Here is a 21,562-nt window from a genome sequence, read left to right as displayed (position 1 = left end):
GCTCAGCCGGGCGGGGGCGGCGCGTCCCGCACCTCCACCAGGACGCCTTCCGCGACGAGTTCACCCAGCGACCGCCGGAACACGTACGCCGTCCCGCCTCCGGGCTGGTCGAACCAGGGGATCGCGACCCCCGCCAACGCCCGCACCGGCCGCTCCACCCGGTACAGGTGGTACGGACGGTTGGCCCAGTCCGGCGGCAGTGACCGCTGCCCGAACGGAATCCGCGCCGTATAGGCCACGTTGCCGTCGGCGTCACCGAACCGGTCCACGGTGTCGCCCACCTGAAGCTCGACTTCCGCCGTGTCGCGGAACAGGCTCAGCGGCGGCTCCCCCGCCGACGGTTCGTACGGCGACTCCACCGTGGTGGGCGGCGCGTCGCCGATGGGCGGCGGCACCGGAACGTCGGCCGCCGGGGCTGGGGCATTGAGCGTTGGGGCCGGAGTATCGGCCGGCGGGACAGGGGCGTTGGCCGGCAGGGCCGGGGTGTCGGCCGACGGGACAGGAGCGTTGGCCGGCGGCGTCGGGGCGTTGAGCGTGGGGGCAGGGGTGTTGGCCGGCGGGGCAGAGGCGTCCGGCTGACGGGGCGCGAGCAGCAAGGCGCCCAGCAGCTGTGCGGCGGCCTGTTCGCCGGTGTCGAAGACGACCTCCTTGCGGCGCTCGCCGTCCTCGAACCGGAACACCGCCCAACGCAGCCCGTCCCGCACCAGGCACCAGGCGCCCTCGGCCGTCTCCTCCAGCCGATAGGAGCCGGGGTCCACCCCGAACTCCTCAAGCCGCCGCCGCACCCGCGCGATCCACACCTCACCGGCCGGCCGAAGCTCGAACGTCCGCCACCGGTATCCCCCGGCGGCCTCGTCCCCGGCGGCTTCGTCCGTTCCCTGGGCGGGCACAGCCCCATGCGCAGGGTTCGGGGCGCTCGCAGGCCCGGACGCGGGCGCCACCCCCGGCGCCGGGTCGGAATGCGCAGGGCTCGGCGGAGAAGGCGCCTCGTGCGCTGAGGGCTGCGCACCGGGCACGGGCCCCGGCTCCGGTGTGGCCGCCACGGGGGGAGCCGGGTCCGCAGCGGGGGGAGGCGGCGTCGCGGGCCCGGGAGCGGGGGGCGGGGTCGGGGCGGGCTTGCTGGACAGGGCCGCGGTGGCGGCCTGCAGGGTGGGTTCGTCCACCTCGGGGATGCGGAAGCCCTGGGCGCGGATGTGGGCGACGAGGTCGGGTTCGGGCGGGAGACCGTGCTCGCGCAGGTAGTAGCCGACGGCGCCGGCCCAGATCCAGGTGCCGTCGGTGTGGAAGGTCAGCGGTACGCGGTCACCGCGTTCGGGGGCGAGCTGGTCGGGGGCGTAGGAGCGGGCGGCCCGTACCAGCGGCGCGTTGTGCAGGTAGTCCGCGAGGCGTTCGGCCTCGTCGGGGGCCACGGGCGGACGGGACACCGAGGGCGGGGCGCCGTCCGATCCGGCGTGGTCGAAGACACGGGCCTTGCGGAGCGTGCGCGTCGCGGTGCCGCCCAGGCGGCGGCTCATCCAGTCGGGGACCTTCTCCATGGGGAAGCGCTGCAGTTCCCGGCGGACGTCGTCGACGGTGGGCTCGGTGTTCCAGGCGGGTTCCGCGTCGCGCGAGTAGCTTCCGTCGACGAGCACCCTGCCGTTCTCCAACCTCACCTGGAACTCGAAACGCGACCAGGTGCTGCCTTCGAACGCGTACATGCCCGCGCGCAGCCGGTCCAGCAACGGCCCGGCGGCGGCGGGGGGCGTCCAGGGGCGCATGGTGCCGTCGTCGAAGAAGACCATCACCGGCGGCAGCTCGACGTGGTCCCCCACCGCCTGGTAGTGGCCGTGCAGCCTGCGCCACAGCGCCGGGGCGTGGTCGGCCAGCAGCACGGCCAGGTCGTGCGTCATCAACTCCATCTGCTGGACGGGGTTGAGCGGCTCGGGGGCGGGGTCGGGGCGGTGCTCGGGTTCGCGTCCCTCCAGGCGCGCCGCCAGCCACGCGGGCATGTGCTCGGCGGCGCGCGGCATGACGACCTGGTCGCGCTGGTAGCACTCCACGGGGATCGGCGGGTCCCAGAGGGGGTCGAAGTCGCGGTTGTAGAGCCGTTCGACGAGCCCGCCGGGCTCGATGAGGAACAGCACGGAGAACCAGGTGCCGCGTTCGGGTTCGTAGTGCGCGCGGCGCAGTTCCATCAGCAGGTCGGTGAGCTGGGACGGTACGCCCTCGGACGGGACGGCCGTGCCGTCGGCGGTGAGGACGGTCGCGGTCACCTCGCTCACCGCCACCGTGGCCGCGCAGCGAAGGTCGATGCGGCGCCATCCCGGCGGCGCCGTCCGCTGGACGAGCTCGACGATCTGGCCTTCCAGCTCGGCCACCCGGTCACCCGACACGGACATGTCCCCTCATCGTCTACCGTTGCACGACCTTGGGCAGCGTATCGGGCCGCACCCACACCGACGTCCGGGTAAAGGCGTTGCCCGGACGCGGTCATGTGCCGGATGCTCGGAGGCATGCGGATCGAGCAGTTGATCGAACTGGAGGAACGCGGCGAACTCCCGGAGTTCGTGCTGTTCTGGGGTGGCACGAAGCCCAAGGGGTGTCTCAGCCAGTGGTATCCGTCGCCCTTCACGCTCGACGGCGTCACCTACGACACGGCCGAGCACTACATGATGGCCGAGAAGGCGCGCCTGTTCGGTGACGCGCAGGCGGTCGAACGCATCCTCGCCGACCCCGACCCCGCGCGGGCCAAGGCGATGGGGCGCCGCGTCAAGGGCTTCGACGAGGACACCTGGGTCAAGCACCGGTACGACATCGTCGTGACGGGCAACAAGGCCAAGTTCGGCGCCCACGAGAAGCTGCGCGGCTTCCTGCTGGGGACGACGGGCAAGGTGCTGGTGGAGGCCAGCCCGCACGACACCATCTGGGGCATCGGCCTGGGCGAGCAGCAGCCCGAGGCGCGGCGCCCGTCCCAGTGGCGGGGGTCGAACCTGCTGGGGTTCGCCTTGATGGAAGTGCGTGAGTCGCTGCGAGACTACTCGGCCTGAGGCAATACGGTCGGGTCTCGTGTCGAGCGAAGCCGTCTCCGTCTCCGGGCCCACCGTCACCCCTCCCCCGCCGCGTCGCCGCCGCCGGGGGCGCGTCCTGCTGACCGTGGTGCTGGCCGTCGTCGTCGTGCTGGGCCTGGGGACGGGAGGGGTCGGCTGGTATTTCTCCGGCGTCGCCACCGAGGTGTCGCACGAGGAGGAGTTCCCGCTGACCGTGCTGGGCGTCGGGGACGGCACCGTGACGCTCCCCCGCGACGAGGCCACGGTACGGCCGGGCACGTGGGCGCTGGCGTGGAAGGGCGGGCGTGCCCTCCTGGGTCCAGTGGTGAGCCGGGACGGGCGCGGCGTCGTCCGCAGGGTGACGAACGTTTCTCAGGGCACGCTTACCAAGGGCTTGCGCGTCTACCTCGACCATTGGGTGTACGCGGGGGATCCCCGGCGCGCCCTGGGCCTGGAGTTCCGCGACGTCACCTATCCCACGCAGGTGGGGGCGATGCCCGCATGGTTCCTGCCCGGCAGGACGAACCAGACGACGTGGGTCATCGCGGTGCACGGACGTAACGCCGACAAGGCCGAGACGTTCCGGGTCATGCCGGCCGTGCACCGCTTGGGTCTGCCCATGCTGTCCATCGCCTACCGCAACGACGTGGGCGCGCCCCGCTCACCGGACCACCGCAACCACCTGGGCGACACCGAATGGCGCGACGTGGCCTCCGCCGTGGCGTACGCCCGGTCGCAGGGCGCCACGGGGGTGGTCCTCTACGGATGGTCGATGGGCGGGGCGATGGTGATGACCGCCCTGCGTCACTCCGACGACCCCGGGTTCGTCCACGGCGTGGTGCTCGACTCCCCGGTGATGGACTGGAGCGCCACCCTCGACAAGCAGGGCGCCGACCGCAACCTGCCGGGCTTCGTCACGGCCGCGGCCAAGCGCATCCTGCAGTGGCGTACCGGCATCGCTCTGGACGACTACGACCAACGCCGGTACGCCCCCGGCCTGAAGACTCCGACGCTGATGTTCACCACGGACACCGATTCCATGGTGGACAACGCACCGTCCCTGGCCTTCGCCAAGCGCGCGCCTCAGGGCCTGGTCACGCATGTCCAAGCCCAGGCGGACCACACCGAGGCGTGGAACGTGGACCCCGCCGCCTACGAGCGCGCGTTGCACACGTTCCTCACCGGCCTCAAGGTGTGAGCAGGCGCGCCGTCTCCCCCAGCAGTTCGGTCTGGCGCAGCGAGCTTCCCGCGAACGGCAGGCCGATGACGCGGTGCGCCCCCGCGTCCGCCAGCGCGGCAAGGCGTTCGGCGGCCTGCGCGGGGCCTCCCACGGCCAGCGCGTCACGCGCGTCCTCTTCCGACATCCCGTACTGCGTCAGCCCCCGCACCTGGGCGTCGACCACGGACGCGGGCAGGTCGCCCAGGCCGAGGCTGACGCTGGCGGTCAGCTTCGGTGCCGGGCGGCCCTGCTCGGCGGCCAGCTCCGCCAGCCGCGCCGCCGCGTCCCTGAGCGCACGCGGCGTCGGGAATCCCGCGTACCACTCGTCCCCGAACCGCAGAAGACGGCGTGTCGTCGCCGCGCCGAGCCCCCCGCCGACGAGCACCGGCGGCATGGGCGCGCCCGGCTCAAGCGTGACCTCCTCGCCGTTCACGACAGTGGGCCTGCCCTCGACCAGGTCCGGCAGGATCTCCAGCGCGGCGTCGGTGCGCCTGCCGCGTTCGGCGTAGGGGACGCCCACCGCCCGCCATGCCGCCTCACCGTGCACGGCCCCGCCCGTGCCGACGCCCAGCAGCACCCGCCCGCCCGACAGGTGCTGCAGGGTCGCGACCTGCTTGGCGGCCCACGCGACGGGACGCAGCGCCAGCACCATCACGCCGAAGCCGAGCTTGACGCGTTCGGTGGCGGCCGCAGCGGCGGCCAGCCGCAGGGTGCTGTCGAGGAACGGCCGCACCGCGATCAGGTGGTCCCCCGACCACACCGACTCCAGTCCGGCCTCCTCGGCGAGCCGGGCCTGCGGGGCGACCCCCGCCGCGTCCTGCGGGTTCGCCGACGACAGGCCGATCCCCACCTTGAGCCGCCCCATCACCGCACCTCCAGCAGCGTCTTGCCGACGGTCGCGCGCGACTCGATGGCCGCGTGCGCGTCGGCGGCCCGTTCCAGCGGGAACCGCTGGCCGATCAGCGGACGCAGCCGTCCGGCGGCGGCCTCGGCGAGCGCGCTCTCGGTGCACTCGCGCATCAGCTCGGGCGTCGGCGCCGGCCTGACCAGCGTCACGCCGCGCCCGGCCGCCTCCTCCTCGGTCACGTCGGACCACTCGCCGCTGGCCAGGCCGTAGCTGACCATGCGTCCCCCCGGGCGGAGCAGCCGGAACGCGGCGCGTCCCACGGCGCCGCCGACGCCGTCGAAGACGACGTCCACCCCGTCGATCTTCTCGGTCCAGTCCGGTTCCAGGTAGTCGACGACCTCGTCGGCGCCGAGCTCCCGCGCCACCTCCAGCTTGCGCGGACCGCCCGCCGCCGCGACGACCGTCGCCCCGGCCGCCTTGGCGAGCTGCACCAGCAACGACCCGACACCTCCTGCGGCCGCCTCCACCAGCACGCGCTCCCCCGCACGCGGCGCACCGGCCCGCAGCTCGAACGTGGCGGTACGCCCGTCGGCCAGCAGCGCGACCGCCGCGTCCAATGCCAGCGCGTCGGGCACCGGGTACAGACCCGCCGCGTCCACGACGGCCCGTTCGGCATAGCCGCCCGAACCGCCGGTGGAGCTCACCACCCGCCTACCCACCAGCCCCGGGTCCACGCCGTCGCCCACCGCCGCCACGACACCGCCGACTCCGTTGCCGGGAATCATCGGCAGCCGTGCCTTGAACGGCCCGCTGCCGGTCGCGCGGAACTGCGTCTCCACGAACGTGATGTTGGCGAACGCCACGTCCACGACCGCCTGCCCCGGCCCCGCCACCGGGTCCGGCGCGTCACCGGCGACGAGCACCTCCGGCCCGCCGAACTCCCTCAACCACACCGCTCGCAATTCACAGCCCTCCAGTACGAGAAAACGTCCTGGACGAGGCTGCAACCTCAAGCGCGCTTCAGGTCAAGTCAGGTGATGTCGCGGCGGACCGTGGTGACCATCGCGATCACCGCGAACACCAGCCCGTAGCCCAGCAGCACCAGCGTGCCGCCCCAGGCGGGCAGGGTGTCCAGCTCGCCCGCGCCGCCGAAGCCCCCGGTCGTCCGCGTGATCGCGCGCACCGCCCCGGCGGGGAGCCACTGCCCCACCTGCGGCAGCGCCACCGTCAGGATCGCCTCGACGAGCTGCACCCAGCCGACCGCCACCAGGATCGCCGCGATCTGGTTGCGGATCAGCGCGCCCAGCCCCAGCCCGACGAGCGCGTACAGGCCCATGGCCAGCACCGTCCCGCCCAGGATCATCGGCACGTCGTTGTCGAGCAGCGACGTCGGGCCGCCCCGGATCGCCAGCGCGGGCAGCGCCACCGCCACCGTCACCAGCACCGTCGCCAGTCCGAACCCCAGCCCGAACACGAAGTAGGACACCAGCTTGGCCGCCAGCACCCGGCCCCGCCGCGGCGTGACCAGGAACGCCTGGGTGATCGTCCCGTGCCGGTACTCGCCGGTGATGCCGATGACGCCGAGGATCATCATGAACAGCACGCCGCTGCTGGCGGTGGCGTAGAAGGCGCGCACGGTGTCCGGGTCGGTGACCGGCGGCAGCGCCTGCCGCCCGTCCATCTCGACGCCCGCCAGCGCGATGTAGAACGCCAGCCCCATCACCGTGAACCCCACGCTGAGACCGAGCATGCCCAGCCACATCCGGGTGGACCGGATCTTCAGCAGCTCCGCCTGGATCAGCCGGATCATCCCGTCTCTCCCATCTCCGCCCGGGTCAGCTCCAGGAAGACGTTCTCCAGCCCGGACCGCTCCTCCACCAGCTCCGTCAGCACCGCGCCGGCCTCCAGCGCCGCACGCCCGACCCGCTCGGCGTCCACCCCGCTCACCCAGAGCCGGTCGTCCTCGGACCGCACGGTCGCGCCCGCGTCCTCCAGCGCCCGCCGCAGCTCCTCCGGCTGCCGCGTGCCCACCTTCAGCTCGCCGCCGCGGACCAGCTCGGCCAGCGGCGCGTCCCGCAGCACCCGGCCCCGCGCGACGATCACCACGCGGTCGGCGACCTGCTCGACCTCGGCCAGCACATGGCTCGACACCAGGACGGTGCAGCCGACGTCGGCCAGGTGCCTGAGGAACTCGCGCAGCCAGTGGATCCCGGCGGGGTCCAGGCCGTTGGCCGGCTCGTCCAGGATCAGCACGCGCGGCTCGCCCAGGGTCGCCTCCGCCAGCGCCAGCCGCTGCCGCATGCCGAGCGAGAACCCCAGCACCCTGCGGTCGGCCGCCTCCTTGAGCCCGGTCGCCTCCAGCGCCTCGTCCACCCGCCGCGTCGGCAGCCCGGCCGCCGTGCACACGACCTTCAGATGGTCGCGCGCGCTGCGCCCCGGGTTGAACCCGGTGGCCTCCAGCGCCGCGCCCACCTCCACCACGGGCCGTTCCAGCTCGGCGTACCTGCGTCCGTTGATCAGCGCCCGTCCGGACGTGGGCGCCACCAGCCCGAGCAGCATCCGGAGCGTCGTCGTCTTCCCCGCCCCGTTCGGCCCGAGAAAACCCGTCACCTCCCCGGGCCGGGCCGCGAAGCTCACCCCGTCCACGGCCCGGACCGTCCCGAACCTCTTGGTCAGTTCCTCAACCTCAATCACGGACACATCGTGCCAGCCGCGACAATCCCCCCGCATTGCCCCAATCGGCGGCCCGAGCGCGCCCGCCGACTCTCCCCACGAAGCTCTTTTCTGCTCACAAGCTCCTCTGTAAGCTTTGCGCCGTACTCCACCCCCGTCGTCGGCTAATGATCAGGGATGGCGATGAGCGCCCGGTTGATCGGCCTGTGCCCCGGCTCCGGGCCCGCCCGCCGCGCACGCCTCGCCGTCGCCCTCACCGCGATCACCGCGACGGCCTCCTGCGGCTCGTCCTCCGGCGGCGCCTTCCAGCCGAGCGGCACCTTCGGCGGCCCCTCCGCCCCGCCCGCCACCACGGCCGCCCCGCCCCCGTCGGCCCTCCCCACCGCCCAGGTCGACCAGACCGTCCTGCAGCGCTACCGCGAGTACCAGCGCGTCTACAAGCAGGTCTACGAGACCAACGACCCGGCGCCCCTCGCCGCCGTCGCCACCGACCCCCTCCTCACCAACGTCACCCAGGACGTCGAGAAGACCAGATCGAAAGGCGAGATCTGGCGCTTCACCAACGTCCTCAACCCGAAGATCCAGGGCCGGAGCACCGACGGGACGCAGGTGATCGTCCTCGACTGCGTCCGGACGCTCGGCGCCTACCGCTACTCCGCCAGGACGGGCGAACGGCTCGGCAGCCTGCCCGGCGGCACGGCGCTCTACCAAGTGTTCATGAGGTACGACGCGGGCACCTGGAAAGCCTCCAAAGCCACGCTGGGGAAGAAATGCTGACCAAACCGATCAGGCCGACCGTCACCGCCCTCGCCCTGAGCCTGCTTCCTGCCGGTGCGCTGTTCCTCCTCCCCGAGACCGCCTCGGCCGCCCCCTGCCCGGTCGGTCAGGGCGATGGCTCGGTCAACGTCTGCGCCGGTGGCGGCAATACCCGGCCAGGGTCGGGCGGCGGAGGCGGCGGTGGCGGTGGCGGCGGCGGTGGGGCCGCCCCCACCACGGAAGAGGACCTGGGCTGCCCGGAGGCGGACGGCGGTTTCGCCTGCAACCTCACCGAGGACGGCCCCGAGCCTGCCCCCGCCGTCCCCACCGTCACCGTCGCCAGCATGGCGCGCGACCAGCTGACGATCCCGTCCCCGACCATCCACACCGCCCCCAGCCCGCGGACCTATGTGAAGGTCCGCACCTCCCTGTGGATCGACCAGGCCGACTTCACGACCCGCACCGCCCAGGCCTCGGCCGGCGGTCAGACCGTCACCGCCACCGCGAAGCCGACGTCGGTCACCTGGAACATGGGAGAGAACACGGTCACCTGCACCACGGCCGGCTCACCCGACGGCAGCGAGTGCGGCTACACCTACAACCGCTCGTCGGCGGGCCAGCCCGGCGGCAAGTACTCGATCACTGCCACGACCACCTGGCAGGTGACCTGGACCTGCACGGGGGCGTGCGACCAGCCCGGCGGAACGCTGGACGACATGTCCTCGGCCGCCACGTTCCCCCTCGCCGTCGGAGAGATCCAGACCAACACCAGGAACTGACCGGCGGCGCGGCTGAGGCACCCGGCGTGCGGCGTGCGGGCCAGGGCCTGCCGCCCACGCCGCCATGCGTTCTGCGCGCCCCGGCACGGTGCCGGCCGTGCTCACGAGTCGTCGCCCGGGCCGTCACACCACGGTGTGCCCGTGGGCGGTGGCGAGGGGGGTTAGGTCGGGGTCGCCGTAGTGGGCGCGTAGCTGGGTGAATTGCCGGGCCTTGGCGTCGCCGAAGCGGCGGATTTTCTGGGTGTAGGTGGCGGGGGTGACGAAGGTCGGCGGTGTGGTCTTGCTGTGGAACTTGTCGGCGTACATCACGAGCTGCTCCTCGCCGCTCTCGGCCAGGTAGTCGGCTGCCGGGATGGGCAGGGACTGGGCGCGGACGTCGTCGCGGGTCAGGCCGACGCCGGTGTGGCAGGAGCAGAAGCGGCAGAGGAACTCGGGGAAGCCGAGGTCGCGCAGGAGTTCGTGGCCGAGGACGCCGTGACGTATGTAGCTCGCGTGGTCGAGTTCCCCGGACGGGGTGTACAGGAGATAGACGCCGATGTCGTGCAGGAGGCTTCCGGCGCGTACGAGTTCCGCGTCCAGGTCGAGGGTGTCGCGGGAGAGGAACTGTTCCGCGATTTCGCAGACGATCTGGCAGTGCGTGTAGACGAGTTCGAACGCTTCGGGTGTGGGCGCGTATTTCTCGTGCAGGGCTAGGATCTCTCGGTCTGACGGCAGTCGCATGGAGGACGTCCTATCGAACGTGTACCTCGACCGCCCGGCCGCCGGGATCGTGCAGGACCCGGTGGCCGGGGTTCAGGGAGGTTGACGCGGCGTCGACGGTGAATGCCAACCGCAGGGAATCGGTCCGGCGGTCTGATGTCGCGGGGTAGAGCTCGAAGACGGTGCCGTCGGTCATGACCGCCGCGTAGTGTTCGGGGCCGTTGCCGTGTTGTTCCGGTTTGAAGGTCAGGCCCAGGGAGTCGTAGAAGCGGCGTGTCTCGTCCAGCAGCGGGGTGTAGATGACCAGCAGGCGCAGTCGCACCGTCTGAGTGTAGGAGGCGCCTGAGACGGCCGGGATCGCCCCGCCGCCTCAGGCGCCTTGGTGGTTCAGCGGATCCGGCAGGTGGCGGTGGCGGTCTTGGTGGTGTCGCTTTCGGAGGTGGCGGTCAGCGTCACGTCACCCTTGCGGGCGCCGTTCGACGGCTTGGCCCAGACGTCCACGGTGGTGGCGCCGCCGACCTTGGCGGTGGCCAGGGCGTTCGGGAGCCAGGTCTGCCAGCCCTTGGCGCCGGCCTTCAGGCGGTAGACGTCGGCCGCGCTGTGGCCGGTGCCGCCCTTGCCGGTGTTGCGCAGCGGCAGCGTGCACTTGACCCAGCCGGAGCCGGCGGAGCGGACCGTGGCGGAGTTGAGGCGGACGCCGCGGCGGGCCGGGCCGGCGCCGTCCAGGGACCGGATGGCGACGGTGTAGGAGAGGATGCCCTTGTCGTCGCGCTTGAGGTCGAGGACGTAGAAGTGCAGGCGGTTGGCCTCGTCGACGTACTCGTACTCGCTGCCGGAGTCGGTGCCGGCGTGGAACAGCGCGTCCGACAGCTGACGGTAGTCGCCGATCGTCATCTTCTGCGGCTGCCCGTTGGGCAGGACGAAGTCGACCTTGTCGATGTCCTGCGGGTTGGCGTCCTTCACCCAGATGAACGGCTCACCGCGCGGTTCGGTGTCCTTGGTCTTGGCGAGCAGGACGCCGGAGTCGGGCGTGAACGAGTCGAAGCCCATGCGGTCGACGACCTCGACGGTGTAGTTGTGGTAGCCGCCGCCGTCGCACAGCGGGTCGGTGGAGACGTTGCAGGCGGGGCTCTTGTCACCGTCCGCGCCGAGCTTGACGTTGATGCCCGCCAGCTCGTTCTTGCCGGGCTGCGCGGCGCGCGCCGTCACCTTGGCGACGACGACGCCGGACGCGGCCAGGGCCTCGCGGCTGGTCTGCAGCACCTTGGAGTCGTCGACGATGCCGAGCTTGAGCTTGTTGCGCAGCATGTGCTGGGCACCCATCGAACCGCCGCCGGTGGCCGGGATCGTCCACCGGCTGTGCGGGCCGCCGGGACCGTTGAACGAGCCGCGGCTGAGCATCTCCCACGGACCCGAGTACGCGCGGCGCGGCGGGTTGCCGTACGGGTTGTTGTAGTTGTCGCCGATGCCGAGGATGTGGCTGAACTCGTGGGCGAACACGCCCATGCCCGAGCTCTCCGCCTGCGTGGAGCTGCCCGTGACCGCGTTCGGCCAGATGGTGGAGCCGGCGGCCCAGGACGTCCAGTCGACGTAGCGGGTCTTCACCCAGTTGGGCAGGTTCGGGTCCTGCGGCCCCCACTCGGGCGGGACCTCCTCCTTGGAGTTGAACTTCATCTGCCCGAATTCCTGCCATGTGGACGACTCGTCCTGGCCGGCCGAGAGGTAGAAGACGAAGTCGAACTCGGCGGCCTTGGCCTCGCCGACGTCGGCGATCCAGGCAGCGCGGGCGTCGCGGCGGATGTCGCGGCCGCAGGTGTCGCCGGAGGGGCAGCCGGTGCCGCCCTGGAAGGAGTCGATGCCGTACTCGTGGGACTTGCCGGGCATCCGGTAGCCGCCGAACGCGGTCAGGTCGACGCCGTACCGTCCGCCGGAGTCCTCCATCCAGTACTCGTGCAGCGTGTGCCCGCGGTTGAGGGCCTGCGGCTTGTTGAGGAAGTCCTGGTAGAACTTGGCGACCTGGTCGCGCGGGACGCCGCCGACGAGGGTCGGGTTGCCGAAGATGGTGGAGTTCTTCGGCTGGGTCACCACGAACGGCTGGTTGGGGTAGTCGACCAGCACCACGGCGCCCTTGAAGTTCTTCACCGACCCCTTGCGCGACGGGTCGGCCCAGTTCGTGCCGGGGACGGGCTTGTAGTCGTCCCAGGTCATGGTGTCGGGCAGCTCGTAGTTCTGCGGGTCGACCGGCCGCGGCTGCCCGGCGGCGTAGGTGCGCGTCCGCTGGCTCTCCTGCCACGGCTGGGTCTTCGGCCAGTGGCGCATCTGCCAGGGGTTGGGGGTCGGCTCCGGTATGCGCGGTCGCGGTTGCGCCGCGGCCGGCGCCGCCGCCAGGACGGTCGCCAGCGCCAGCCCCGCCGCGGCGGACACCATGAGTCTCTTTCGGGCGAGCATGTCTCCCCTGTCTCTCAAAGGTCGGTGAGACGGTAAAGACGCGCGAATCGCGGTGCAACGGCCGACTTAGACGATCTTGTCTGGGTCGGCCTGGCAGCTCACGCCAGCATCTCCGCTGAGCTGGGACGAAAACGGTCAGAGCGTCGTCAACCGGCCGCCGAGCAGGCGCTCGAACCGCGCGACGAGGGCCCGACCCGCCTCGCCGCCCGCCGCGTACCGCGCCTTCGCAAGGCGGGAGCGTGCCCAGCGTTCCGGTTTCGGCCCGGGGGAAGCCTCCCCGGCCGCGCCTACGCCAGCAGGTCGCGGGTGGCCAGGACGATGCCGTCCTCGTCGCTGTAGAGCCAGTCGCCCGGGCGGAACTCCACGCCGCCGAACGTCACCGGGACGTCCACCTCGCCCGCCGCGTCCTTGGCGCTCTTGCGCGGGTTGGAGCCCAGGGCCTTGATGCCCAGGTCCAGCGTGCGCAGCGTGGCGACGTCGCGCACCGCGCCGTTGATCACCACGCCGGCCCAGCCGTTGCGCACCGCCGCCCCGGCGATCAGGTCGCCCATCAGCGCCGACGCCAGCGAGCCCGCGCCGTCCACCACCAGCACGCGCCCCTCGCCGGGGGTGTTCAGCAGCCGCTTGACCAGGCCGTTGTCGCGCAGGCAGCGCACCGTCGCCACCGGGCCCGCGAACGCCGCGCGCCCCCCGTAGTGGCGGAACTGCGTCTCGCAGCTGCGCAGCTCGTCCCCGAAGTCGTCGATCAGGTCGGCGGTCGCGAACTCCATGCCGGGAGCCTACCGTTCAGTAATGCGACGCCGGGCGCTCGGGGCGCTCGGGGGAGTCGGTGGGACGGCCGATCAGCCGGGACAGCACGATCGCGGTCTTGGTGGCGGTGATGTTGTCCTCCCGCCGCAGCCGCTCCAGGGCCTGCTCCAGATGCTGGATGTCGCGGGCGCGCACGTGCACCAGCGCGCTGGCGTCACCGCTGACGGTGTAGGCGGCGACGACCTCCGGATGCTTGCGGATGCTGGCGTAGATCTCCTCCGGCGACGTCGCCCCGGTGCAGAAGATCTCGATGAACGCCTCGGTGGTCCAGCCCAGCGCGGCCGGGTCCACCACCGCGGAGAACCCGGTGATCACGCCGTCCGCCCGCAGCCGGTCGACCCGCCGTTTCACCGCCGGGGCGGACAGGCCCACCGCGTCACCGATCTGCGCGTACGAGGCGCGGCCGTTCTCCAGCAGCTGCGCAACGATTCGACGGTCCAGCTCGTCAAGACGCAACAAACATCTCCCTTGAAGTGCACTTTCTTCAATGGTCGGCGGGTTCATCCCGAACATACGCTGTGAGGGGACCACCGGCCACCGTCCGGCGCCCCGGCATGCCGCATCGCGTCCACACCGCTGTTAAGGAGCTTGCGTGTCTCGTACCGAACGGCTGCGGGCCATGTCCGAGGAGCACGGCGCGCACACCTACCACCCGCTCCCGGTCGTCATCGCCGAGGCCGAGGGGGCGTGGGTGACCGACGTGGAGGGCCGCCGCTATCTGGACATGCTGGCGGCGTACTCCGCGGTCAACTTCGGGCACCGCAACCCGCGGCTGGTGGCCGCGCTCGCCCGGCAGCTCGAGCGCGTCACGCTGGTCAGCCGGGCCTTCGACCACGACCAGTTCGGGCCGTTCGTCGCGGAGCTGGCCGAGCTGTGCGGCAAGGACATGGTGCTGCCGATGAACAGCGGCGCCGAGGCGGTGGAGAGCGCGCTCAAGACCGCCCGCAAGTGGGGCTACGAGGTGCGCGGCGTGCCCGCCGACCGGGCCACGATCATCACGTTCGAGGGCAACTTCCACGGCCGGACGACGACGATCATCAGCTTCTCCACCGACCCGGAGGCGAAGAACTCCTACGGCCCGTACACGCCCGGCTTCCGCACCGTCCCGTACGGCGACGTGGCGGCGCTGCGCGCGGCCATGGACGACACCACGGTGGGGGTGCTCGTCGAGCCGATCCAGGGCGAGGCCGGGGTGAACGTGCCGCCCAGCGGGTTCCTGACCGCGGTGCGCGAGCTGTGCACCGAGTTCGGCGCGCTGATGATCGCCGACGAGATCCAGTCGGGGCTGGGCCGCACCGGCACCACGTTCGCCGTCGAGCACGAGAACGTCGTCCCCGACATGTACCTGCTGGGCAAGGCGCTGGGCGGCGGCATCCTGCCGGTGTCGGCGGTGGTGGCCGACGCCGACGTGCTCGGGGTGTTCCGGCCCGGCCAGCACGGTTCCACGTTCGGCGGCAACCCGCTGGCGTGCGCGGTCGCCCGGGAGGTGATCGCCATGCTGCGGACCGGCGAGTACCAGGAGCGCTCCCGCGAGCTGGGCGCCCACATGCACCGGCGGCTCGGCGAGCTGCCGTCCGACCTGGTGCGGGAGGTGCGCGGGCGCGGCCTGTGGGCCGGCGTGGAGCTGCGCGGCAAGGCGCGGGCCGTCAGCGAGCGCCTGATGGAGCTGGGCGTGCTGGCCAAGGAGACCCACGACACCACGCTGCGGCTGGCCCCGCCGCTGGTGATCGACCGCGCGGACCTCGACTGGGCCCTGGACCGGCTGGCCGTGGCGCTGTCCGCCGCCTCCCCCGCTCCCGTGGTGGCTCGCGAGGCGATCGGGCAGGCGTGATCGTGTAGACCGCGAGCTTGACGAGGGCTTCCCACAACGGCGTGGGGAGCCCTCGTCGCGTTGTGCGCCCGCGTTGTGCGCCCGCGTTGTGCGTCAGGTTCGCGGCGCTACGCGTGACATGGGACGTCCACGCGGAATAGTCTATGTGGACTATTCCGCAAGGATCAGGAAACCCGCATGTCGAGACCCATCACACCGCTGGCGCTCACCGTGCTGCGGATGCTGTGCGACGGGCCCATGCACCCGTACGAGATGCAGCAGCGCATCCGCAAGCACGCCTACGACCACGCCGTCAAGGTCACCCACGGCGCGCTGTACAACTCGGTCGAGCGGCTGGCCGGGCAGGGGCTGATCGAGCCGGTGCAGACCAGCCGGGAGGGCCGCCGGCCGGAACGCACCGTCTACCGCATCACCGACACCGGCCGCGACGCCGCGCACCGGCGGCTCGCCGACATCCTGTCCGCGCCCGTCGAGGAGTACCCCCTGTTCGACGCCGGGCTGGCGTTCATCAACCTGCTGCCGGAGGACGAGGTCGCCCAGCACCTGGAGACCCGGCGCAACGCGCTTGAGTTCCTGCTGGGCGGGCACCAGACCGCCTATGAGGCGCTGCGCGAGCGCGGCGTCGAACGTTACAAGCTCCTGGACATGGAGCTGAACATCGCCCGCGTCCGCACCGAGCTGGAGTACGTGCGGGCGCTCGTGGACGACCTCGCCGAGGGGCGGATGACCTGGGCCGACGACGACCGACTGACCATCTGTCACCCGCACGGTGACACTCCCGACGAGGAGATCTCCGCATGACGCGCTGGCGCGGCAACCCCTGGGCGATCCTGCTCACCCTGTCCCTCGGGTTCTTCATGACCCTGCTGGACCTGACCATCGTGAACATCGCGATCCCCAGCATGATCGACAAGCTGGGCGCGTCGCTGGACGAGACGCTCTGGGTGCTGAACGCCTACGTGCTGGTGCTGGCCGTGCTGCTGATCACCGGCGGCCGGCTCGGTGACCTGGTGGGCAAGAAGACCCTGTTCATCGCCGGCGTGGCCGTGTTCACCCTGGCCAGCCTGGCGTGCGGGGTGGCCCAGGACCCGGCCTGGCTGATCGGCGCCCGGGCGGTGCAGGGCCTGGGCGCGGCGCTGCTCATGCCGCAGACCATGGCGATCATCATCGACACCTTCCCGCCGCAGCGGCGCGGCGCCGCGCTCGGCCTGTGGGGCGCGGTGGCCGGGGTGTCCACGATCGCCGGGCCCACCGTCGGCGGCCTGCTGGTCACCACCCTGGACTGGCGGTGGATCTTCTTCGTCAACCTGCCGATCGGCGTGCTGGTGCTGGCCATGGCGGTGCCGATCCTGCCCGCCCCCACCCGCACCGTGCGGCACCGCTTCGACGTGACCGGGGTGCTGCTGGCCTCGGCCGCGTTGTTCTGCCTGACCTTCGCGCTCACCGAGGGCGAGAAGTTCGAGTGGGCCCGGTGGATCTGGGCGATGATCGGCGCGGCGGTGGTGCTGTTCGCCGTCTTCCTGGTGCACCAGCGCTCCCGCCAGGACCGCGAGCCGCTGGTGCCGTTCACGCTGTTCCGCGACCGCAACTTCGCCGTGCTGACCTTCGTCGGCGCCACCGTGTCGGTCGGCATGATCGGCCTGTTCCTGCCGATGACGATCTACCTGCAGTCGGTGCAGGGCCACAGCGCCCTGGCCGCCGGACTGATCATGGCGCCGTCGGCGGTGATGTCGATGCTGCTGGCGCCGGTCGCCGGACGGCTGACGGACCGGATCGGCGGCAAGTTCCTGCTGATGGGCGGGCTGGTGCTGTACGCGGTGGGCACGGTGTGGCTGGTGGCCGTCGTGGAGGTGGGCACCTCCTGGCCGACGTTCCTGGCGCCGCTGGTGGTGTCGGGCGTGGGCGTCGGCGGGGTGTTCGCGCCCATGACCACCGAGGCGACGCGCAACGTGCCGCCCCGGCTGGCGGGCGCGGCCGCGGGCGTCAACAACACCGTCCGGCAGGTCGGCTCGGTGCTGGGCAGCGCGGTCGTCGGCGCCGTCATGCAGAACCGGCTGGCCGCGGCGCTGCGGGACGAGGCCGTCGCACGGTCCGGCGCGGTGCCCGCGCAGCTCCGTGAGGGGTTCGTCGCCGGGTTCGCCAACGCGGCCAGGGGCGGGCTGGAGGTCGGGCCCGGCCAGACGGGCGCGCACCCGCTCCCGTCGAACGTGCCGCCGAGCGTCGCGCACCGGGTGCAGGAGGTGGCCGCCCAGGTGTTCGGCCACGGGTTCGTGCACGCGCTCAAGCCCACGATCGCGGTGCCCGTCGTGGCCGTCCTGCTGGGCGCGGCCGCCTGCCTGGGCGTCCGCAGCTACCGGGCGCCCGCCCGCGCCGTGGACGCCGACACCACCCCCGCGCCGCTGGCCGGATGAGCCGGACGCCCCGCGCTCCGGGCCGTCCCGGCGCTCCGGGCCACCGGGGTCAGGCGATGCCCCGGTACTCGCCCTCGTAGAAGATCAGCGGCTTGCCGGACGGGTCGGGCACGTCCAGGGCGAGGACCTCGCCCACCACGATGCTGTGGTCGCCGCCGTCGTGCACGGCGTGCGTCCGGCACTCCAGCGCGGCCACCGCGCCCGCGAAGATCGCGGCGCCGGTGGCCGCGCCGCGCCGGTGCTCCCAGTCGCGCAGCGGGTCGTCCAGCGGCCGTCCCCGGGTGGCGAACCAGCGCGAGGCGTCCTCCATGTCCTCGGTCAGCACCGACACCGCCCACACCCCGGTGTCCAGCACCACGTCGTGGAACCGCGCCGTCCTGTCCACGCAGAACAGCACCAGCAGCGGGTCCAGGGACACCGAGGTGAACGCGTTGACGGTCATGCCGTGGTCGACGCCGCCCGCGACCGTGGTGACGACGGCGACGCCGGTGGCGAACCTGCCCACCACCTGCCGGAACCGCAGGGGGTCGACCTGCGGTGCGGCGACGTCGGGATCGGCGCACCGCGCACGGGGGTCACTGGGGTCACTGCTCACGACGCGACCACTTTAGGGCCGCGACTGGCGCTCGCGCGCCTGCCCGTGTCCCATCTCACGCGGCCCGGCGTCCGGTGCCGCCTCCGGCTCCGCGCCCGGGCCCGCGTCCGGTCGGATGTCCGCCTTCGGCGCGGGCATCGGGCCCCGGACGAGCCACTCCCCCGGCGGACGGCGGCCCGGCTGCAGCGCCGCCGCGATGACCGCGCCGACGACCCCGCCCAGGATGAAGACGTATCCCGCCGCCGTGCCCGGGACCACCAGGTCGCCCTCGGCCCGCTTCATCGACATCAGCAGCACCACCACGCCCCACGGCACGGCGAACACCACGCCGCCCAGCGGCGACCGCATCGCCCAGGCCGCCAGGCGCACCGCGGCGAAGTTCACCGCGGTCAGCAGGATCGCCGCCACCGGCACCGAACCGGCCAGCCATCCCTGGGCGAACGACCCGAGCACCCCGAACAGCAGCCCCAGCACACCGAGCGCCGCGTAGGCGGCCCCGGCGGCGACCGCCTCGGCCGACGACTCGCCCGGCGGCTCGGCCGACGGCCCATCCGGCGGCCCGCCCTGCGGCCCGTTCTCCGCTGCGGCGGGCTCGGCGTCCGCGTCCCGCACCGGGGGCGTCCCGGCCTCGGACGGCCGCTGGTCGTCGTCCCTGTCCACGCCCGTCAGCGTAGCCCCGCGCCACCGTCTCGGCGAAACGACCGAACCCCCGGCCGGGGACCCGGACGCCCGGCGAGCGGTCAGGCGGATCCGGCGCGTCCGGCCGGTTCGGCGAACAGGTCGGTCTCGCGGCCGTTGGGACCGGCCGGGCCGAGCTCCCCCGCCAGCAGGATGAAGTACTCGGTGCCGAACGCCTGCTGTCCCAGGTTGTTCGACAGCGCGAAGAACGGGCCGACCTCGTCGGGCGCCACCGTGATCTGGGTGTGGTGCGCGCGCAGCGCCGCGATCTTGGCGGGCAGATGGGCGCGGGCGTCCACCTGCGTGGTGACCTGGTGGTCGGGGATGCCCGAGCCGAGGTCGTCCAGGCTGGCGACGCGCGGGAACGGCAGCCGCGCCTCGCGCATCACCGCGACGGCGCGCGCCAGCACCGACCGGGGCATGGCGTAGGCGTAGAACTTGGCCACCTGCCAGGGCTCGCCGCCGTCCTCGTACCGCGGGTCGGCGGCCAGCTCGAAGGCCCGCCAGGTCACCCGGTGCGCCTGGATGTGGTCGGGGTGGCCGTAGTTGCCCCGCTCGTCATAGGTGACGATCACCTGCGGCCGCACGTCCCGGATGATCTTCACCATCTCGGCGGCGGCCTCGTCCACGTCGGCCCGCCAGAAGCAGCGCGGGTCGTCGTTGGACGGCGTGCCCATCATCCCCGAGTCGCGCCAGCGGCCCGGTCCGCCCAGGTAGCGGTGGTCGCGCACGCCCAGCGCGGCGCACGCCTCGGCGAGCTCGCCGATGCGGTACTCGCCGAGCCGGTCCTCCTTGTCGGCGGCCAGATGGCGCAGCTCGCCCGGGATGACCTCGCCCTCCTCACCGAGCGTGCAGGTGACCAGGCAGACGTGGGCGCCCTCGGCCGCGTACTTGGCCATGGTCGCCCCGGTCCCGATGGACTCGTCGTCCGGGTGGGCGTGGACGAACAGGATGCGCGGCTCCTTCATAGGATCCGAGCCTACTCAGGACCGACACGTTGGTCGCGAGCCCTCCAGGGGTGATGCGGGGCACGCCCGCGCGGAGCGTCACCGCCGGGCGCCCTGCCGCCGTCTCGCGCGCCGCGTCCGCGCGGCGCGCCGGGTGCTACTCGCCGGTTCCCTGGTCGCCCCCGCCGCCACCACCGCCGCCGCCACCGCCGGTGCCGCCACCGCCGCCACCGGTGCCCCCGTCGCCGCCGTCACCGCCGTCGCCGGTGCCGCCGCCTCCGCCGGGAGGCTCGGTGTCGGGCGTGGACGGGGAGCTCGGCGGCGTGAACGTCGGCCGGGTGGGCCGGATCGGCGTGGTCGGCTCGACGCTCGGACGGGTCGGCTCGGTGGTGCGCGGGCGCGTCGGCAGCTCGCGCGTGGGCTCGGGCTCCTCGGTCTGCTGCGGCTCGTCGGTCTCGGTGTCGGTGACCGACTCCGACGCGGGCGGGCTGCTCGGCGAGCCGGGCTCCTCGTCGCCGTTGGACATCATCACCATGCCGACGACCAGCGCCAGCACCGCGATCGCCGCGACGGCGGCCAGGATCGGCCACCGCGAGGACCGGTCGTCGTCCGGGTAGCCGCCGTAGCCGCCCCCCGCGGAACGGTGCCGGCCCGGCGGGCGGCCGGGCGGCGGGCCCATCGGCTGCACCGGCGGCAGCGCCTCGCGGATCGCCTGGGTCTCGCTCACCGGCTGCATCGGCCCCGTCCGGCCCATCGCCCGGGTGGCGTCCGGGGGCGGCGGCGCGCCGTGGCCCGCGGCCATCTGCGACCCCTCGGCCAGCAGCGTGGTGGCCTGCGCCGGGTCGTCCATCCGGGTCTGCGCGGCCGGGCCGCTGCCGATCAGCCGCATCATCAGGTGCTGCGCGGTGGGCCGCCGGGTCGGCTCCTTGGCCAGGCACGCCGCCAGCAGCGGCTTGAGGTCGTCGGGGACGCCGTCCAGCGTCGGCGGCTCGTGCATCACCCGGTTGATCACGGCGACCACGGTGTCGTCGCCGAACGGCGGACGGCCGGTGGCGGCGAACACCATGGTGGCCGCCCACGCCCAGATGTCCACCGCCTCGGTGAGGGTGGCGCCCGCCACCTGCTCGGGCGCCATGTAGGAGGGCGTGCCGATCGCCTTGGTCGCGGCGGTCTGCCCGGTGTCCAGGGCCCGCGCGATACCGAAGTCGATCACGCGCGGCCCGTCCGGCGCCATGATCACGTTGTGCGGCTTGAAGTCGCGGTGCACGATCCCGGCCTGGTGGATGGCCACCAGCGCGGTCGTGGTGCCGATCGCCAGCCGCTCCAGCGCCGCCCCGTTGAGCGGACCGTCCTCGATGATCTGCCGGTGCAGCGACTTGCCCGGCACGTACTCGCTGGCGATGTACGGCTGGTCGCCCGCGACGTCGGCCTCCAGCACCTGGGCGGTGCAGAAGCGGGCGACCTGCTTGGCGGCCTGCGCCTCCCGGACGAACCGGTTGCGCGCCGAGGCGTCCCCGGCCAGGTCGGCGCGCAGCAGCTTGATCGCGGCCTGGGTGCCCGTGGACGGGTCGACCCCGAGGTACACCACGCCCTGCCCGCCTTCTCCGAGTCGTTCGACCACGTCGAACGAACCCAGCCGCCGGGGATCTCCCGGCTGCAGCTCCGGCATGGACCACTCCTTACAGCCCGCGACGACATGTGCGATGGGGAAGCTTTGAGCTTACGCGAGCCCGGTGACGGGCACGGGCCGTTCTCGCCCGTCGCGATCGCCGGCCACCGGCCGGTGCCCTCGCGTCCGGGCGCGTGTCGGCAACCCCGTCCTGTCTAGAGCACTGCCCGCCCC

Annotated in this window: 21 protein-coding genes; 7 read left to right on the top strand and 14 right to left on the bottom strand. The window is 72.8% G+C overall.

The genetic code is table 11. The features are described from left to right. Nucleotides 1-2: 2 nt before the first annotated feature. Nucleotides 3-2,378, bottom strand: coding sequence for a TNT domain-containing protein (locus ABD811_RS10230; RefSeq protein ID WP_344944405.1), 2,376 nt, complete (start codon nucleotides 2,376-2,378; stop codon nucleotides 3-5). A gap of 114 nt (nucleotides 2,379-2,492) precedes the next feature. Between ABD811_RS10230 and ybiA the strand changes: the two genes are divergently transcribed. Next, a complete protein-coding gene (gene ybiA, locus ABD811_RS10225; RefSeq protein ID WP_344944402.1) occupies nucleotides 2,493-3,026 on the top strand; it encodes a riboflavin biosynthesis intermediates N-glycosidase in 534 nt (177 codons plus the stop codon). Between the two features lie 19 nt (nucleotides 3,027-3,045). Further along, nucleotides 3,046-4,224, top strand: coding sequence for an alpha/beta hydrolase (locus tag ABD811_RS10220; RefSeq protein ID WP_344944400.1), 1,179 nt, complete (start codon nucleotides 3,046-3,048; stop codon nucleotides 4,222-4,224). On the opposite strand, the gene ABD811_RS10215 is transcribed toward ABD811_RS10220, so the two are convergent. From ABD811_RS10215 to ABD811_RS10200, 4 genes are all read right to left on the bottom strand, one after another. Continuing rightward, nucleotides 4,214-5,110 (bottom strand): LLM class flavin-dependent oxidoreductase, encoded by an 897-nt coding sequence (locus ABD811_RS10215; protein ID WP_344944397.1) that lies wholly within the window; start codon nucleotides 5,108-5,110, stop codon nucleotides 4,214-4,216. The genes ABD811_RS10220 and ABD811_RS10215 overlap by 11 nt on opposite strands. Next, entirely contained in the window at nucleotides 5,110-6,045 is a 936-nt protein-coding gene (locus ABD811_RS10210) for a zinc-binding dehydrogenase (RefSeq protein WP_344944394.1), read from the bottom strand. Before ABD811_RS10210 ends, ABD811_RS10215 begins: the two co-directional genes overlap by 1 nt. A 77-nt stretch (nucleotides 6,046-6,122) precedes the next feature. Beyond that, nucleotides 6,123-6,902, bottom strand: a complete 780-nt coding sequence (locus ABD811_RS10205; RefSeq protein ID WP_344944391.1) for an ABC transporter permease — start codon at nucleotides 6,900-6,902, stop codon at nucleotides 6,123-6,125. Beyond that, the gene (locus tag ABD811_RS10200; protein WP_344944388.1) at nucleotides 6,899-7,786 is read right to left on the bottom strand and encodes an ABC transporter ATP-binding protein; all 888 of its coding nucleotides are present in this window, start codon (nucleotides 7,784-7,786) and stop codon (nucleotides 6,899-6,901) included. The genes ABD811_RS10205 and ABD811_RS10200 overlap by 4 nt, the downstream gene beginning before the upstream one ends. Nucleotides 7,787-7,948: 162 nt before the next feature. Here ABD811_RS10200 and ABD811_RS10195 point away from each other — a divergent pair, with 162 nt between their 5' ends. Together ABD811_RS10195 and ABD811_RS10190 are read left to right on the top strand one after the other, a co-directional pair. Next, nucleotides 7,949-8,542, top strand: a complete 594-nt coding sequence (locus tag ABD811_RS10195; protein WP_344944385.1) for a hypothetical protein — start codon at nucleotides 7,949-7,951, stop codon at nucleotides 8,540-8,542. Then, nucleotides 8,536-9,300 (top strand): hypothetical protein, encoded by a 765-nt coding sequence (locus ABD811_RS10190; RefSeq protein ID WP_344944382.1) that lies wholly within the window; start codon nucleotides 8,536-8,538, stop codon nucleotides 9,298-9,300. Before ABD811_RS10195 ends, ABD811_RS10190 begins: the two co-directional genes overlap by 7 nt. Nucleotides 9,301-9,423: 123 nt before the next feature. On the opposite strand, the gene ABD811_RS10185 is transcribed toward ABD811_RS10190, so the two are convergent. From ABD811_RS10185 to ABD811_RS10165, 5 genes are all read right to left on the bottom strand, one after another. Then, a complete protein-coding gene (locus ABD811_RS10185; RefSeq protein WP_344944379.1) occupies nucleotides 9,424-10,020 on the bottom strand; it encodes an HDIG domain-containing metalloprotein in 597 nt (198 codons plus the stop codon). A 10-nt stretch (nucleotides 10,021-10,030) separates the two neighbouring features. After that, on the bottom strand, nucleotides 10,031-10,321 hold the full coding sequence (locus tag ABD811_RS10180; protein WP_344944376.1) for a VOC family protein: 291 nt from the start codon (nucleotides 10,319-10,321) through the stop codon (nucleotides 10,031-10,033). Nucleotides 10,322-10,386: 65 nt separating this feature from the next. Continuing rightward, a complete protein-coding gene (locus ABD811_RS10175) occupies nucleotides 10,387-12,426 on the bottom strand; it encodes a M6 family metalloprotease domain-containing protein (RefSeq protein WP_344944373.1) in 2,040 nt (679 codons plus the stop codon). 308 nt (nucleotides 12,427-12,734) lie between these two features. Continuing rightward, nucleotides 12,735-13,217 (bottom strand): ribonuclease E activity regulator RraA, encoded by a 483-nt coding sequence (gene rraA / locus ABD811_RS10170; RefSeq protein WP_344944371.1) that lies wholly within the window; start codon nucleotides 13,215-13,217, stop codon nucleotides 12,735-12,737. 16 nt (nucleotides 13,218-13,233) lie between these two features. After that, nucleotides 13,234-13,713, bottom strand: coding sequence for an Lrp/AsnC family transcriptional regulator (locus ABD811_RS10165; RefSeq protein ID WP_344944368.1), 480 nt, complete (start codon nucleotides 13,711-13,713; stop codon nucleotides 13,234-13,236). 163 nt (nucleotides 13,714-13,876) lie between these two features. Between ABD811_RS10165 and rocD the strand changes: the two genes are divergently transcribed. From rocD to ABD811_RS10150, 3 genes are all read left to right on the top strand, one after another. Continuing rightward, nucleotides 13,877-15,088 (top strand): ornithine--oxo-acid transaminase, encoded by a 1,212-nt coding sequence (gene rocD / locus ABD811_RS10160; protein ID WP_344944479.1) that lies wholly within the window; start codon nucleotides 13,877-13,879, stop codon nucleotides 15,086-15,088. Between the two features lie 177 nt (nucleotides 15,089-15,265). After that, on the top strand, nucleotides 15,266-15,889 hold the full coding sequence (locus ABD811_RS10155; RefSeq protein ID WP_344944364.1) for a PadR family transcriptional regulator: 624 nt from the start codon (nucleotides 15,266-15,268) through the stop codon (nucleotides 15,887-15,889). After that, nucleotides 15,886-17,499 carry a DHA2 family efflux MFS transporter permease subunit gene (locus tag ABD811_RS10150; RefSeq protein ID WP_344944362.1) on the top strand — a complete coding sequence of 538 codons (1,614 nt, stop codon included), beginning with the start codon at nucleotides 15,886-15,888 and terminating at the stop codon, nucleotides 17,497-17,499. Before ABD811_RS10155 ends, ABD811_RS10150 begins: the two co-directional genes overlap by 4 nt. 49 nt (nucleotides 17,500-17,548) lie before the next feature. On the opposite strand, the gene ABD811_RS10145 is transcribed toward ABD811_RS10150, so the two are convergent. The 4 genes from ABD811_RS10145 to ABD811_RS10130 all read right to left on the bottom strand — a co-directional run bounded on the left by ABD811_RS10145 (nucleotide 17,549) and on the right by ABD811_RS10130 (nucleotide 21,388). Beyond that, complete coding sequence (locus tag ABD811_RS10145; RefSeq protein WP_344944360.1) at nucleotides 17,549-18,094, bottom strand: flavin reductase family protein; 546 nt, start codon at nucleotides 18,092-18,094, stop codon at nucleotides 17,549-17,551. Between the two features lie 12 nt (nucleotides 18,095-18,106). Then, complete coding sequence (locus ABD811_RS10140) at nucleotides 18,107-18,754, bottom strand: DUF6113 family protein (protein ID WP_344944357.1); 648 nt, start codon at nucleotides 18,752-18,754, stop codon at nucleotides 18,107-18,109. An 80-nt stretch (nucleotides 18,755-18,834) separates the two neighbouring features. Beyond that, nucleotides 18,835-19,740 carry an N-acetyl-1-D-myo-inositol-2-amino-2-deoxy-alpha-D-glucopyranoside deacetylase gene (mshB, locus tag ABD811_RS10135; protein ID WP_344944354.1) on the bottom strand — a complete coding sequence of 302 codons (906 nt, stop codon included), beginning with the start codon at nucleotides 19,738-19,740 and terminating at the stop codon, nucleotides 18,835-18,837. 136 nt (nucleotides 19,741-19,876) lie between these two features. Continuing rightward, nucleotides 19,877-21,388, bottom strand: coding sequence for a serine/threonine-protein kinase (locus tag ABD811_RS10130; protein WP_344944352.1), 1,512 nt, complete (start codon nucleotides 21,386-21,388; stop codon nucleotides 19,877-19,879). Nucleotides 21,389-21,562: the final 174 nt, after the last annotated feature.

Origin of the sequence: Actinomadura miaoliensis (assembly GCF_039536785.1) — a bacterium.
GTDB classification, from domain to species: domain Bacteria; phylum Actinomycetota; class Actinomycetes; order Streptosporangiales; family Streptosporangiaceae; genus Spirillospora; species Spirillospora miaoliensis.
Note: the sequence above shows the minus strand (reverse complement) of the source record. Positions and strands in the feature narration are given on the sequence as shown.